Annotated in this window: 14 protein-coding genes; 10 read left to right on the forward strand and 4 right to left on the reverse strand. The window is 65.2% G+C overall.

Going from position 1 to position 14,107, the window contains the following annotated elements; translation table 11 throughout:
- Positions 1-21 precede the first annotated feature (21 nt).
- On the reverse strand, positions 22-438 hold the full coding sequence (locus tag LZ586_RS06320) for a hypothetical protein (RefSeq protein ID WP_235078816.1): 417 nt from the start codon (positions 436-438) through the stop codon (positions 22-24).
- Positions 439-515: 77 nt separating this feature from the next.
- On the opposite strand from LZ586_RS06320, the gene LZ586_RS06325 reads away from it, so the two are divergent.
- A complete protein-coding gene (locus LZ586_RS06325; protein ID WP_235078817.1) occupies positions 516-746 on the forward strand; it encodes a hypothetical protein in 231 nt (76 codons plus the stop codon).
- Complete coding sequence (locus LZ586_RS06330; protein ID WP_235078819.1) at positions 746-2,482, forward strand: hypothetical protein; 1,737 nt, start codon at positions 746-748, stop codon at positions 2,480-2,482. The genes LZ586_RS06325 and LZ586_RS06330 overlap by 1 nt, the downstream gene beginning before the upstream one ends.
- 97 nt (positions 2,483-2,579) lie before the next feature.
- Here LZ586_RS06330 and LZ586_RS06335 read toward each other — a convergent pair whose 3' ends face one another.
- Genes LZ586_RS06335 through flgE form a run of 3 tightly spaced genes read right to left on the reverse strand, consistent with a single transcriptional unit; the run spans position 2,580 to position 6,910 of the window.
- Complete coding sequence (locus LZ586_RS06335) at positions 2,580-3,488, reverse strand: flagellin (RefSeq protein WP_235078821.1); 909 nt, start codon at positions 3,486-3,488, stop codon at positions 2,580-2,582.
- A gap of 14 nt (positions 3,489-3,502) precedes the next feature.
- Complete coding sequence (locus LZ586_RS06340) at positions 3,503-5,599, reverse strand: flagellar hook-associated protein FlgK (RefSeq protein WP_235079746.1); 2,097 nt, start codon at positions 5,597-5,599, stop codon at positions 3,503-3,505.
- Between the two features lie 24 nt (positions 5,600-5,623).
- On the reverse strand, positions 5,624-6,910 hold the full coding sequence (gene flgE, locus LZ586_RS06345; protein WP_261346039.1) for a flagellar hook protein FlgE: 1,287 nt from the start codon (positions 6,908-6,910) through the stop codon (positions 5,624-5,626).
- Positions 6,911-7,125: 215 nt separating this feature from the next.
- On the opposite strand from flgE, the gene LZ586_RS06350 reads away from it, so the two are divergent.
- From LZ586_RS06350 to LZ586_RS06385, 8 genes are all read left to right on the forward strand, one after another.
- Positions 7,126-7,518 carry a flagellar biosynthesis repressor FlbT gene (locus LZ586_RS06350; protein ID WP_235078823.1) on the forward strand — a complete coding sequence of 131 codons (393 nt, stop codon included), beginning with the start codon at positions 7,126-7,128 and terminating at the stop codon, positions 7,516-7,518.
- A 12-nt stretch (positions 7,519-7,530) separates the two neighbouring features.
- Entirely contained in the window at positions 7,531-8,856 is a 1,326-nt protein-coding gene (fliI, locus tag LZ586_RS06355) for a flagellar protein export ATPase FliI (RefSeq protein ID WP_235078824.1), read from the forward strand.
- On the forward strand, positions 8,853-9,275 hold the full coding sequence (locus LZ586_RS06360) for a hypothetical protein (protein ID WP_235078826.1): 423 nt from the start codon (positions 8,853-8,855) through the stop codon (positions 9,273-9,275). Before fliI ends, LZ586_RS06360 begins: the two co-directional genes overlap by 4 nt.
- Positions 9,272-10,312, forward strand: a complete 1,041-nt coding sequence (locus LZ586_RS06365; RefSeq protein WP_235078828.1) for a peptidoglycan-binding protein — start codon at positions 9,272-9,274, stop codon at positions 10,310-10,312. The genes LZ586_RS06360 and LZ586_RS06365 overlap by 4 nt, the downstream gene beginning before the upstream one ends.
- 227 nt (positions 10,313-10,539) lie before the next feature.
- Positions 10,540-11,592 (forward strand): sigma factor-like helix-turn-helix DNA-binding protein, encoded by a 1,053-nt coding sequence (locus LZ586_RS06370; protein ID WP_235078830.1) that lies wholly within the window; start codon positions 10,540-10,542, stop codon positions 11,590-11,592.
- A gap of 66 nt (positions 11,593-11,658) precedes the next feature.
- Positions 11,659-12,168, forward strand: coding sequence for a hypothetical protein (locus LZ586_RS06375; RefSeq protein WP_235078831.1), 510 nt, complete (start codon positions 11,659-11,661; stop codon positions 12,166-12,168).
- Positions 12,169-12,215: 47 nt separating this feature from the next.
- A complete protein-coding gene (locus LZ586_RS06380) occupies positions 12,216-12,872 on the forward strand; it encodes a dTMP kinase (protein ID WP_235078832.1) in 657 nt (218 codons plus the stop codon).
- Between the two features lie 86 nt (positions 12,873-12,958).
- Positions 12,959-14,101 carry a fumarylacetoacetate hydrolase family protein gene (locus LZ586_RS06385; protein WP_235078834.1) on the forward strand — a complete coding sequence of 381 codons (1,143 nt, stop codon included), beginning with the start codon at positions 12,959-12,961 and terminating at the stop codon, positions 14,099-14,101.
- The last annotated feature ends 6 nt before the right edge of the window (positions 14,102-14,107 follow it).

The following is a 14,107-nucleotide window of genomic DNA, read 5'->3' on the forward strand; positions in this document are numbered from 1 at the left end:
TCGCGTCAACCAGATAGTCACTCACCCCTGCGACGCGGACACCTCCACGATCAAAACCCGCGCGATTCCCGGCTCCGCTGCCTTCAGCGCGGCAGTCAGATCATGGTCCAGCTCCTCGGCATCCACGGCCCGCAGCCCCGAAGCATTCAGCCGCGCGAACTCCAGCCCCGCCGCCACCGTCGCCTGGCGCAGCATCGGCAGCTCCGCCGTCGCCTCTGCCGCCGCCTCGGCAGTGGCAGCCTCCAGCACCAGCTTGAATTTGAGCGCGCCGGTCACCCGGTCGGCGTCGATGATCGGCACGACCACCTGCTCCATCGTCACCAGGTTCAGGCCTTCGCCACCCCCGCTGCCGCCGCCCGATGCCTGGGCATCGCCGCCACCCGGCAGCGGCATCACCGCCGCCGTCAGCGCAAGCGCCGCCAAAGTCCCGTTACGCACACCAATCTCCTGTGAACCGGGCAGCCCTTCGAACTGCCAATCCTCTATAATAGGAGAAACTGTTAGCAGGTGTTTCCTTGAGCTTTGATCAACGCCCCGGAAAAATGCGCGTGGTCTCGGACGGCAGCCAGTCGCCCAAGATGCGCCGTACCGACGACCCCGCAGCAGCACCGCCGGTCGCGGCACCCGTCGCGCTCCCCGCGCCTGCCAAGCAGCGCCTGCCGATCCTCGGCGCGGCGCTGTTCGTGATCGCATGCGCGCTCGGCGGTGTCGCCGTTGCCGTGGTCCGCCCGTTCGGACTCGGCTGATGCGCACTGCCCTTCTCGCGCTAAGCGCCACCGCCGCCACGGTCACCCCCGCCGCCCAGCCCGCCACGACCGGTGCACTGCCGCCTTTTGCCGCAGAGCTTGCGGAAATGCCCCCGATCACCAGCGGCAGCGGCTGGCAGGGTCCAACCGGCCAACAGGCCTGGGACCTTCTCGCCACCGCCACTCCGGTCAAGCGCCAGGCAGATCGCTGGAGCGTCGCACTCGGCCTGCTCGCCAAGGGACAGGGTGCCGAAGCGATCGGCGTGCTCGATGTCATGGCCAGCAATGACGAGGACCTGAAGCTCGTCCTGCCCTATCAGCTCGCGCGCGGCGTGGCGCTGACCCTGCTCGGCCGCGACGCCGATGCAGTCGAGGCGATGGGCAGCCCCGATCTTGCCGACAACCCCGAAGCCTGCGCCTGGCGCCTGCGCGCGCTTGCGCATATCGGATCCGCTGCCGCTGCGGTCGGCCAGGTCAATTGCGCGCTTCCGGCAATCAACGGCCGGTCGCCAACCGATCGCGCGCCCTTCGTCCTCGCCGCCGCCCGTGCCGCGATCGACACCGGGCAGCCCAAGCCTGCACTGGCTTGGCTCAAGCTGTTCGACGAACAGAACCCCGACGCCAATCTTCTTCGCGGTCGAGCAATGGTTGCTGCCGGGGATTACGATGGCGGCAAGCTGAGCCTGGAGCGTGCCAAGCGCAGCGGCTCGCCCGAAGTGAAGGCGGAAGCCGATCTCGCGCTGACGACGGCACAGCTTGCTGCGCACAAGATCGATGCGGCCACCGCCCAGAAGCAGCTCGACAGTCTCCGCTACCGCTGGCGTGGCGGTCAGGTCGAGGAAAACACACTGCGGCTTTCGTTCAAGCTTGCCAGCGACGCGCATGATCTGCGCGGCCAGCTACGCGCCGGTGCGACGCTGTTCCGCTACTACAAGCTTGGCAAGGAAGCCGCGCCGATGCTGGCGGCGGTGCAGGGCCAACTCTCGACGATCCTCGCCCCGAACAGCGGCGTACCGCTGGCCGACGCCGCCGGCTTGTATTGGGATTACCGGGAACTGGCGCCCGGCGGGGCCGAGGGCGATCTGCTCGTCCTGCACCTCGCCGATCGGCTTCAGGAAGCTGGCCTTTATGGCCGCGCCGCCGAACTGCTCCAATACCAGCTTACCCAGCGCGCGAAGGATGTCGCGCAAGGGCCGCTGTCCGTAAAGGTCGCGTCGCTGCTCATCCTGTCGGACCGTCCGGACCGCGCGCTCAAGGTTCTTCAGGACACCGAGCAGCCCAGCTACTCGGACGGCATGCGGCAGGACCGCAAGCGCATGGAAGCCATCGCGCTCCACAAGCTCGGCCGCGATGCAGCTGCCGAGGCGGCGCTCGACGGCGTGTCGGGAGGCGCCTCGATCAAGGCCGAGTTGCGCTGGCGGGACAAGGATTGGGGCGGCTTCGTCACCGAGAACGAGGCGTCGCTTCCGGCCCCCAGGGGCATGAGCCAGCCGCAACAGGCCGCAGTGCTGCGCCAGGCGGTGGCACTGGGAATGATCGGCGACGAGGCCAGGCTGCAGAAGCTGCGCGCCCGCTATGGCTCCGCGTTCAAATCGTTGCCCAGCGGACAGGCGTTCGACGTGCTCACCGGGAGCCCCGGCAAGATCGACCCAGCCACGCTGAGCGCCGCCATGAGCGCCATCCCCGACGCGAGTCCGGCGGGAGCGGTCGGTGACCTGCTCGATGCAGACGCCTGAGCGTTCCACCTGAAAAAGGACCACAAAAAAGCCCCGCGGAAGCGGGGCTTTTTCTTTGCGTAGCGTCAGGGACGCGGCCGATAGCCGCATTCCATATTCAGCGTAGATAGTTGACCAAGCTCAACTCACTAAGCTGTGAGAACACGGAATAGCTCGCCTGCAGCACGGTCTTCTGCTGGGCGAGATCGATGGCGACCTGCCCAAGATCGGCATCCTCATTGTTTTCGATAACGCCGCTAAGCAGCAGCGCGCGCTCTTCGTTCCGCTTGGTCAGTCCCTCGACCTGGCTCTGCTTGCGGCCGTTTTCGGCATTGACGCTGCGCGTCGAGGACAGCCCCTTGTCGAGCTGCCCCATCGCCGTTTTCAGCGCATCGATCTGCGAGGCGTCGAGTTTCTCGGGAAGCGAGGAGATCTGGGCGAGGGTGCGAAAGGCCGCGTAGAGATCCTTGCCAGCCGAACTCGCGGAGATGCCGTAGCTCAGGTCGACGCCGTCCGATACGCGCGCGGTCGCCCGCACATCGTCATCCTGAAAGGCCGCGGTCACATCGGTCCCGGCCACGTCGGCGAGCGTCTTGGGCGTGAAGGGCTCGCCAGTGCTTTGCGATCCGCCGAACAGCGGGGCCCCACCCTCGGACAGATTGAGTGAGGTCCGATACTGGTCGAATGCCGACTGGATGGCTTCCTGCAGGCCGTCGGCCCGGCCGGTACCGATCGCATCCAGCAAATCGACGCGCAGCCCGGAAGCAGCGGTATCGATCGCTTCGAGGCTACCCTGATAAAGCGACAGGCTCGTGCCGACCCGCTTGGCGACGGTCGCCTGTGCCTCTTGGCGTGCCAGCATGCTGTGCGCGGACAGGTTCCGGACGGTCTCAGTCCCAAGATCCGCGAAGGTGGTCGCCTTCTTGCCCGTGGAGAGCTGCGCCTGGGTGATCGCCAGCTTCTCCTGCGAACGCTGGATGGCGTCGGAGAGAGTCCGCTGGAGCGGAATGGTAGCAACGCGTGCCATGGTAACTATCCTTCTCAGACCATGTTCAGCAAAGTGTCGTACATTTCGCTCGCGGTGCTGATGACGCGCGCGGCGGCGGAATAGCTGTTCTGCAGTACGACCATCTGCGCGAGTTCTTCGTCTATGTTGACGCCGGCGAAACTGTCGCGGCGGCTGACCGCGTCATCCTTCCGCGCCGCGGCATCGGTGAACCGCGCTTGCGATTGGCTGGCCTCAAGGCCGACGCGGCCAAGGAACAGGCTCGAGAACCGCTCCAGCGTCGCGCTGCCGTCCTTGCCCAGGTCCACCGCTTGGCTCAGCTTGTTCACGAATGCTGTCGCATTGCGAAGATCGCCCGTGCCGAGCGCCTTGCCACCGATGGCGACATTGGTCTGCAACTGCGCCAGCGGAAGCTTGGATGGGCTGTTGAGGATGTCCTCGCGAACCTTGCCCCCGCCCAGCCCCGCGCTCGCGCCCGTCAGGCTCATCAGCGAAGAAAAGCTCCGGCCGGTAGCGAAGCGGTCGGTCGCATCCGAAGGGATCGACAAGGACGCACCCGCGGAACCCGCCTTGGATTCGAAGCGCAGCCGTCCCTTGTCGTCCAAGGAGAAGTCGCCGAAGTCACCAAGCGGGCTGCCGTTGAGATCGGCTACCAGGTCGCCGAAGGTGCCTCCGGTCGCCGGTTCCAACGTGTAGTTGGCGAGCACCCGCCCCGTGGCGTCGCGCAGCACCATCTGCGTAGTCTGACCCGCTGCGAAGCCGTGCTTGTCGGCGGACGTGAAGCCCGAGGGAACCAGCGAACTGCCGTCGCTGCGCACCATGTCGTTGAGGCCGAAGAACTGCGACACGCCGACGCCGCCACGGGCGCTCGGCGCCGTAGCATCCTGGCCGATGGCGACACCATTTCCAGACGCGGTTGCGGCAAGCTTGAGCTTCCCATCGACGAAGCTCGCGGTGGCTGCGCCTCCAAGGCCTGCATTGATTGCAGAGACCATGTCGTCGATCGAGGCATTGGGACCGAGCGCATCGAAGTCGATCTTGGCCTTCGCGACCAACGTACCGTCTGCCTTGGTCACGGCAAAGGTCGCCGCGCCGGTGAAGCCGAGGCGGTCGCCGCCCGCCATTCCGGTCTGGCGGCCTTCCAGGCTCGCGGGCGGAGGCACGGTCGAGCCTGCGTTCGAAACGCTGTTCAGCGCCTGCGCCATGCCGCCGAAAAGCACGCCGAGCTGTTCAGTAAATTCTGGGAGCGCGCGATCTCGCAAATCGATCAATCCGCCCAGCTTACCGCCGATTGCAGCGGAGTCGATCTTGTCGCCGCTGGCAGCGCCGGCGCTTCCGTCCGCAGCTGCGAAGCGAATCTCGATACTGGGATATACGGGTTGTGACGCTCCGTCTCCGGAACTGGGATAGGAGAGCTGGCGCAGGCGCTTGTCGAGCAGCGTCTGGCCGGAATTGGTCTCGATCGCGACGCGGCCATCGGGCTGTTCGCGAACGGTGACCGCCATCAAGCCACTGAGCTCCTCGATCGCCGTCATGCGCTGGTCGGCGGCACCGCCGATGTCACGCCCAAGGCCGGTCGCCGCGGCGACCGTGCCGTTCAGATCATGAATACGCGCGAGCAGCGAGTTGATCTTGTCGACCGTGTAACCAACCTCGGATTCCACGTCCCCGCGCAGACCCGAGACGTCCTGCTGGATCTGCTGCATGGACGTGATCGCGTCCTGCACGTCGGCATTGAACACGGCGACCGTCTGTTCAGAGGCTTGCGACCCCGTCATCGCCACGGCCGACGCCGAGATCGAGTCGAGCCGAGCAGGCAGACCGGTTGAAGCTCCCGGCTGACCCAGCAGCGCTTGCAGCCGATCCAGATAGGTCGCGCTCGCTTCCGCCCGGCCATAGTCGCCGGCGCGGCGATACACGGTCGCTTCCAGGAACTTGTCCGCAACGCGGGTGGGCTCGCCCACCACCACGCCGCTGACCTGTCCGGAGACTACGCCGGTGGACAGGCTGACGCGTTGCCGCGCATAGCCCGTCACACCGACATTGGCGATGTTGTTCGAAACAGTACGCAACCCGGCCTGTGCCGCAGCAAGGCCGGAAGTTGCGGAACTGAGTATGTCGTTGAGCGCCATCGCCAATCGTCTCGCTCTTAAAAGTTAACGCTTCAGGTCACTTACTTCGCGGAGCATATCGTCCACGGTGGTGATGATCTTCGACGATGCGCTGTATGCGCGCTGGAAGCGGATCATGTTGGTGAACTCGCTGGCGAGGTCGACCGTCGAGGCTTCCAGCGAGTTGGACGCGATGTCGCCAGCGCCGAGCGAGCCCGGGGTGTTCAGCGTGACGCCGCCCGATGCCTTGCTGACGGTATAGGCGTTGCCCGACAGGCGAGTCAGGCCGTCCGGGTTCTGGAAGGTCGCGATCGGCAGCTGGAACACGTCACGCGTGGTGCCGTCGTCGAAGATCGCAGTCACGCGCCCGGTCTTGTTGACGTCGACGCTGACCAGGTTGCCGAGGAGGCCGCCATTGACGTTCGACGAGACCACCGAGGACGGGCCGCCGAACTGAGTGATGCCATTGATGCCGCCCGACGGCGTGCCCGGCGTGCCGAGCTCAAGGGTGATGAACTCAGACCCCGCACCGGCGTTGGCCCAGCTCGGCTTCACCTTATACTCGCCGGTCACCGCGACGGGCGTACCCGACGTCGTGTCGGTGATCGACTTCATGCTGCCGTCGCCGTTGAACTCCATCGTGCCGCCTGCAATCACGGCAGGCGTCGCGTCGGGCGAACTGACTTCGAAGCTCCAGGTGTTCGACCCGGTCTTCTTGAAAGTGGTGGTCATTTCGTGCGCACCGCCCTGCGAGTCATAGACTTCGAAGGAGCGATCGAACGACGCTTGTGCGGAACCGACCGTTGCGTCCGACTGAAGGTTGGCGCGCAGCTGCAAACGGGTGGTCGGCGAAGCCGTGCCTACCAGATCGCTCACGCGGACCGGCTCAAGCTTGTCCAGGCTGCCGGTATTGGTGAAGTCACCGGCGCCATCCAGCCGCCAGCCCTGCAGATACAGGCCGGACGAGTTGCGAAGGAACCCTTCCTCGTCCTGCTTGAACGATCCTGCACGTGTGAACGCGACAGAGCTGTCGTCGCCGGTCCCGGTGCGGGTGATGAAGAAACCGCCGCCATCGATGGCGAGGTCGGTGGAACTGCCCGAAGCCTGTAGCAGGCCCTGTTTCGACACAAGTGCCGTCGGCGCTGCGGCGACGCCGCCTGCCGAGTAATTGGCCTTCGCACGGCCGTCCGTCACCAGTGTGCGGAACTGGGCTTCGACGCCCTTATACCCGACCGTGTTGATGTTGGTGATGTTGTCGGCGACGGTGGCCATCGCGGCCGACTGTGCGCTGAGACCGGACACACCGGCGTAGAGAGCGGAATAAAGGCTCAAGTCTTGCACTCCTGACGATTGCCCGCCGTTGCCGCGAGCCACGTGTAGCATTGTAGGAGATGGAACGGCTCGGCCCAACGAAGGGTGAAATTTGGCGCCTGTTCTTGAGCCGTGCGGGCACGATCCGCCGCGATAGGCAAAATTTGCCGCCCATTCGCGTCACGCTGCGCGGGCGCCTCTATAATGCTGGCAACACCCAGGAAAAGGTTTGTTCCATGCTCCGCATCACGCTTCGCGATGGAGAAAAGGCGATCATCAACGGCGCGGTAATTCGCGCCGTCGGCCGAACGCAATTCGTCGTCGAAAACCAGGTGTCGATCCTGCGCGGACGCGAAGTGATGCGTCCCGAGGAAGCGACCACCCCTGCCCGCCAGCTCTATTTCGCTGCCATGCTCGCCTATATCGATCCCGACAATCGTTCGTCGCATCAGGAAACGGTTGTGACGCTGCTCGGCATGCTGGTCGCCCGTTTTCCTTCTGACGCGGCACGGTCGGCGTGCATCGCGTTCGCGCAAGACATTGCGCAGGGGGAATATTATCGGGCGCTTTCCGCCGCCCGCGATCTGATCGCGTTCGAGACCGAAGCCGACGAAGCCCAGGCCGCCTGAGGCTCGACGCCGGTGCAGACGCTCGCCAGTGCCGCCCGCGCAATTCGCGACATGGTGCCCGACCGCCGGTTCGGGCGCGTGGTCGCCGTGCGCGGCGCGTTGATCGAAGTCGAGGGACTTACCGGCGTGGCTCAGATCGGCAGCCGGGTCGAGATATTCGGTGCCAATGGCAAGGTCGAGGCCGAAGTGACGGCGCTCGATCGTGAAGTTGCGCTTTGCCTTCCTTTCACCGACCCGCAAGGGGTCGGCCTTGGCGCACGTGCCGACCTCGCGGCCGGCCAGTTCAGCGTCCGCCCCTCCTCGGCTTGGCTTGGCCGGATGATAGACGGTCTCGGGCGTCCAGTAGATGGTCAAGGCCCACTACCAAACGGCGCAGACCCCCAGCCGATCAAGGCGTCGCCACCCGCCGCCGCCAATCGCTCCCGGGTGGGCCATCGCGTAGAAACCGGAGTACGTACGCTCGACCTGTTCGTGCCGCTATGCCTCGGCCAGCGTCTCGGTCTGTTCGCCGGATCGGGCGTCGGCAAGTCGGTGCTGTTGTCGATGCTTGCACGCTGGACCAACTGCGACGTCGCCGTGATCGGCTTGATCGGCGAACGCGGCCGCGAAGTACAGGAATTCATCGAGGACGATCTTGGCCCCGAAGGCATGGCCCGGTCGGTCGTGGTCGTTGCAACCTCCGACGAGCCCGCGCTGATGCGGCGTCAGGCCGCCTGGACCACCATGGCGGTCGCCGAACATTTTCGCGACCAAGGCCTCAACGTCCTGTGCCTGATGGACTCGGTCACGCGCTTCGCCATGGCGCAGCGCGAAATCGGCCTCGCTTCGGGAGAGCCGCCCGCCACCAAAGGGTATACGCCCACCGTGTTCGCCGAGCTGCCCCGCCTGCTCGAGCGCGCCGGTCCCGGAGCGCCGGGTAAGGGTATGATCACCGGCCTGTTCACTGTGCTGGTCGACGGCGACGATCATAACGAGCCGGTCGCCGATGCAGTGCGCGGCATCCTCGACGGGCACGTCGTGATGCGCCGTGCCATCGCCGAGCGCGGGCGCTATCCGGCAATCGATATTCTCAAGTCCGTTTCGCGCACGCTTCCACACTGCATGAACGACGAACAGAATGCGACGCGGATCGCCGCCCGCAAGCTGATGTCGACCTTCTCCGACATGGAGGAAATGGTTCGGCTCGGCGCGTACAAAGCGGGGTCCTCGGAGGAAGTCGATAGGGCCGTAGCCCTCGCGCCGCAGATCGAACAGCTCCTCAACCAGGGCAAGCATGACCCAGGCCATGCCGATGCAGCTTTTGCCGCGCTGGCCGACATCGTGAGCACCGTCCAATGACCCCGTTCGACACCGCCCTTCGCGTCCATCGCCGCGAAGTCGACGCCTTGAAGGCATCGATCAGCACCGAGGTCGACCGGATCTCGACACTCGACATCAAAGCGCGTGCACATGAGACGACGCTCCGCGAAGAGCGTGCGCTCGCCTATTCGATGCCCTTCGCATCCGACGCTTACACCGCGCGGATGAAGGCCGAGCGCGTCCGTCTGGATGAAGCCGCCAACCACGCCCAAGGCCGCTTGAGCAAGCTGCGCGCCCAGACGGTCGAGGTCTATGGCACCATGCGCGCGATCGAAGGTGCCGCCGAACGTTTCCAGGACGATGCGGAGCGCACCGTTGCGGTCGCCGAGCAAGGTGCGATCGATGACATCGCCGCGGCCAAGTTCATCGCCGCGCGCCGGAAGGGACGCGGCCAGTGATCGCCCGCACCGAGCTCGCCAGTCTTACGCCCGCTCAGCGCGCCAATGTGATTTTCACCGAGGCGCAATCTGCGCTGTCCAACCGTCTGTGGCGCGCCGCGCTCGGAGACGGCGACAGCAAGGGCGACCGTGACACCGCCTCGCTGACGGGCAACCGCATCAACATGGACTCGCTGCTCGGGCTGCTCAGCGGCGATGCTGGTGCCAGCAGCGGGGTTCTCCCGCATTGCGCCTGCCAATGCGCCTGTTCGTGCCACACCCAGGCGGCCCGGCAGGATCAGAACACTTCGAGTCACTCCGGCGAACCGAGTCGCGGGAGCGTCGATCGGCAAAGTTTGACGCAGCCCGCGGCGATCATCGCCGCCCCCGTCGCTGGCGTGGCGAGCGGCGGCCTTCAGCTCGGCACGAACGCCCGCTATGCTGGCGTTTTCGCCCTCGCCGAGACGCGCACCGGAATTCCAGCATCCGCCCTGGCATCGATCGTCGATGCAGAAGCGGCAAAGGGCGCGGACGGAGCCTGGAACACCCATTCCCGCAATCCGCGCTCCAGTGCCGCGGGGCTGGGCCAATTCCTCAGCGGCACTTGGCAGGAGCTGGCCCAGACCTCCGGCACGTGGCTCAATGGCTATGCCGCCGAACGCGGCTGGCTGGACGGACGGGGGCGCGTGCAGGTCGGCGCCCGTGCAGAATTGCTGGCCCTGCGATACGACGCGCAGGCGTCGATCCTCGGTGTCGCGGACCTGGCCAAGGGCAATCTGGAGCGGCTCGAAAAGTCTGGCGTGCGCGTCCGCAACGATGCGGAAACGCTCGCCAAGGCCGCCTATCTTGGCCATCATCTCGGCCTTGGAGACGCCCGCAAATTTCTGTCAGAGGGAATCGATGCAGGGCGTGCGCGCATGCTGCTCTCTGCTCAGATCGGCTCGTCCGCGGCTGAACAGCGAATCGCTAGCGCGGGCGACGCGACCCGCGCCCACCGCCAATGGCTGCTGGGGTTCATCGAGCGGAAAATTCGTCCGGATCAGTTCGCCGCCACCTGATTTTTCCTCCTATAATGAATTTTATAGGAGCCCTGGCGCGATGAAAGATCAGCGTTAGCGGGCATTAACCTTCTGATAGTCGGAACTTTTTCCCCGTGTAGAAGTGCCCGACTACGCACTTCCACCTATGTGAAGATTTATCAGTCCTTTAACTAGTTAACGGCATTGATCGCCCTGTGAACGGAGCGCCCCAGCGCGCCGCCGCGAACCAGGGGAAGCCAAAAACAATGTCGAAGACCACGATCGCGCTCGAGGCCGCTGTTGCCGTCGTTCTCGAGAACACGCCCAAGGATGCGCCGCGTACCAACCGCCAGCGCGTCACTGTGGACCGTGCCTTCGCCCAGATCCTCAAGCTGATCGCGCCGCGCATCCGCCACTTCGTCCGCCAGTACGGCCTGGTCGCGCATTTCGACGATGCCGAGCAGTGCTGCGCGATCGCCGTCCACCGCGCGATCGAAGCCTATGACCCCGCCAAGGCGCAGTTCACCACCTTCGTGAACTGGCAGATCCGCGGCGAGCTCCAGAGCCTGCGCTTCCGCCTGATGACCGACCAGCGTCCCTCGGCCAAGAAGGTCGAAGCGACCACCGTCTCCTTGAGCGCGCTCGCCACCGGCCCCGACGGCGAGGAAATCTCGCCCGAAGCGATGCTCGTCGACGAAGACGCGCTCGAGCGCACCGAAGCCGCCGCCTCGGACTATCTCGCCGACGGCGCCATCTCCTCGCTGATCGACGCCTATGTCGATCATCTGCGCAAGGTCGGCATCGAAGCGCTCGCCCGCCGTCCCCGCCCCAAGCGCCAGGAAGCAGCGCTGCGCCGCGAAGGCCCGCGTCTCAAGACCGCCACCCACGGCATCGATCCCGCCGAGCTCGACAAGCTCGAAGCCAAGCTCGAGCGCGACCGCGAGATCGTCGCCCGCCGCGTGTTCCAGGCTTCGACGCTCGACGATCTGTCGCTGGAAACCGGCGTGACCAAGGAGCGCGTCCGCCAGATCACCAAGCGCGCCGCCAAGACCATCGCCGAGATCGCCGCCGCCGATCCCCGCTTCGCCGTGATGGCCGAGTCCGACCGCCCCGCAGCCAAGCGCCGCCCCGCTGCTGCGGCCCCCACCGCCAGCCTCCTCCCCGACGCAGGCCTGCCGCACAACCGGCTGGCAAGCGTCAGCGCGGTAGAAGCGCTCGAAATCAGTGCAAGCACGATCGCGGCGGTTACGGACACCACCGATACGATGGAAAGCGTCCTCGGCGCCGGCACAATTCTGTGCAAAACCGCACTTCATTGATCGCGCGCGGCACTGCTCGAAGCATAGTCATTCTATAATGTACTCAGGTCTTTGAGGGGAGCCCTGATGTACAACGACACCGACATGGCCAACGTGACGCAGGGATGGACGGAACTGCCGCGACCTAATCGCCGGCTTACTGCCCTGGCCGAATCGGTAGCCCGCCTCGCCCGCCCACTGCTCGACGGATCAGGCCTGTTGATGGGCCTGGAACTCGATTCGTCCGATAGCCTGCGTCTCGTCTGGTGGCGCGGCGACGATTTCTCCGAAGTAGCGCGGATCAGCGCCTGCCCAGAGGGCTTTTGTCCCGAAGACACCGAAGAGGGCGCGCTCCAGGAAGCCGCCTTCGAGCTCCTGGAGTATCTGAGCGGCCGCTGGCCTAACCCGCCCCAGACGCTCGGCGTGATCACTGACGGCACCGGTATCGCATTCGCACCCGATCATCCCCAGCCGTCCGCACCTGGCTGGCTGGTACGCCAGGCGGGCGGCCCGGCGCCGCTGCTGGCGATCGTTCCCCTCGCCCCCCAGGGCGCATGCGCGCTGCTCGCAAAGCCGGATACCGTCGCTTTCCACTGAGCAGACGCCCCTTTCTTGACCCTGCGGAGCCGCGTAAGGCGCACTCCATGGGCAGATTGATCGCAATCGAAGGCGCTGATGGCGTCGGCAAGAACACCGCCGCGCGCGGGCTATGCGAGGCACTAAACGCCGCCGGACGCAGCGCCGTCGTCATCGGCTTTCCGCAATATGGTGAGACTGCCGCCGGCGTTACCATCGGTCGCTATCTCGCCGGCGACATGCCGGTACCCGTTACCGCCGAGGCTGCAGCCGTGCTGTATGCGTTGGATCGTCGCGAGTGGCGGCCCCAGATCGCCGAGGCTTGCGACACGCACGATGTCGTGATCTTCGACCGCTACATTGCTTCCAACATGGCCTATCAAGGAGCGCGCGTAGAGCCTGCGGCCACGCGTGGGCTGATCGACTGGATCCTGCGCCTCGAAACCGAGCAGTTCGCACTCCCGGCCCCGAGCCGCTCCTTCTACCTCGATACGCCTTGGGCGCTCGCCCGAGAGTTGATCCTGCAGAAGGCACAGCGCAGCTACACCGACCGCAACTTTGACGAATATGAAGCGGACATCGCGCTTCAGCAGCGCGTGCGCGCGAACTACGAAACGATCGTCGCTGCCGATCTGCTCGGGCCCTGGCACGTCATTCAGACCAGCGATGGCACAGAAATGCGTCCGCGCGATGTGATCGTGGGTGAAATGATAAAGCAAATTTGAAAAGTGCGCCAAAGGATTGTACGGCTGATCGCTTGACAGCGCTGCGTTGGCGGCAGAATGGTAACGCTATCAAAACATAAGGGTGGATGAGGATCTTGGAAGCTTCATATCCTGCTGAGCTGCTGCCTGACGATCACGCAGAGGCGGTCCTAGTCGGGCGCGTCCTGTTGGATGCGGGTCCCACTCCAGTGTTGCTGCGCGGCGGCAAGGTGCACGACCTCTCGGCAGTCGCGCCGACCACGGCCGACTTGCTCGATCGCGATGATGTCGTGACGCTCGACGGTCCGGTTATCGGCTCGGCAGACGCGCTTGGGACGCCCCAGGGACTCCAGCTCCTCGCCCCTATCGACTTGCAGGTCGTAAAGGCCTGCGGCGTCACTTTCGCGTTGTCGGCAATCGAGCGCGTGATCGAAGAGCGGGCGCGTGGCGACGCGGACAAGGCATCAACCATCCGGGGCGACCTTGAGGCGAAAGTCGGCTCGGGCATCCGCTCGGTCGTTCCAGGCAGCGACGAGGCCGCAAGCTTGAAGGCGGCGTTGATCGACGCCGGCATGTGGTCGCAATATCTCGAAGTCGCGATCGGCCCGGACGCGGAAGTATTCACCAAGGCGCCTGTTCTGTCGGCGATCGGTTGGGGCGGTGACATCGGCATCCGCTCGGACAGCGACTGGAACAACCCCGAACCCGAAGTCGTGCTGATCGTCGACAGCAGCGGTACCCCAAAGGGTGCCGCACTGGGCAACGACGTCAACTTGCGGGACTTTGAAGGCCGCAGCGCCCTCCTGCTCGGCAAGGCCAAGGACAACAACGCGTCGACCAGCATCGGTCCGTTCATCCGGTTGTTCGACGGCAGCTTCACCATGGACGATATTCGGTCGGCAGTGGTGGACCTGCGGATCACCGGGGCTGAAGGCTACACCCTGACGGGTACCAACAAGATGAGCGAGATCAGTCGGGATCCCACCGAACTCGTCCGCCAGGCGCTCAGCGAGCATCAATATCCCGATGGCTTCGCCCTTTTCCTCGGGACTCTCTTCGCGCCGGTGCAAGACCGCGATCACCCCGGCCGCGGCTTCACGCACAAGGAGGGTGACGTCGTCCGCATTTCAACGCCCAAGCTGGGCACGCTGGTTAACCGCGTGACCACCTCCAAAGCGGCCGCGCCCTGGAACTTTGGGATTCGCGACCTCATGCGAAACCTGGCGCAGCGCGGCCTGCTGCACTCGTGATCACAA

The organism is Sphingomonas sp. S2-65 (assembly GCF_021513175.1).
Lineage (GTDB): Bacteria > Pseudomonadota > Alphaproteobacteria > Sphingomonadales > Sphingomonadaceae > Sphingomonas.

Coding starts and splice junctions, on each gene's coding strand:
- LZ586_RS06330 (WP_235078819.1), top strand. CDS start 746: ATGCGCACTGCCCTTCTCGCGCTAAGCGCCACCGCCGCCACGGTCACC.
- LZ586_RS06335 (WP_235078821.1), bottom strand. CDS start 3,488: ATGGCACGCGTTGCTACCATTCCGCTCCAGCGGACTCTCTCCGACGCC.
- LZ586_RS06340 (WP_235079746.1), bottom strand. CDS start 5,599: ATGGCGCTCAACGACATACTCAGTTCCGCAACTTCCGGCCTTGCTGCG.
- LZ586_RS06350 (WP_235078823.1), top strand. CDS start 7,126: ATGCTCCGCATCACGCTTCGCGATGGAGAAAAGGCGATCATCAACGGC.
- LZ586_RS06360 (WP_235078826.1), top strand. CDS start 8,853: ATGACCCCGTTCGACACCGCCCTTCGCGTCCATCGCCGCGAAGTCGAC.
- LZ586_RS06370 (WP_235078830.1), top strand. CDS start 10,540: ATGTCGAAGACCACGATCGCGCTCGAGGCCGCTGTTGCCGTCGTTCTC.
- LZ586_RS06375 (WP_235078831.1), top strand. CDS start 11,659: ATGTACAACGACACCGACATGGCCAACGTGACGCAGGGATGGACGGAA.
- LZ586_RS06380 (WP_235078832.1), top strand. CDS start 12,216: ATGGGCAGATTGATCGCAATCGAAGGCGCTGATGGCGTCGGCAAGAAC.
- LZ586_RS06385 (WP_235078834.1), top strand. CDS start 12,959: ATGAGGATCTTGGAAGCTTCATATCCTGCTGAGCTGCTGCCTGACGAT.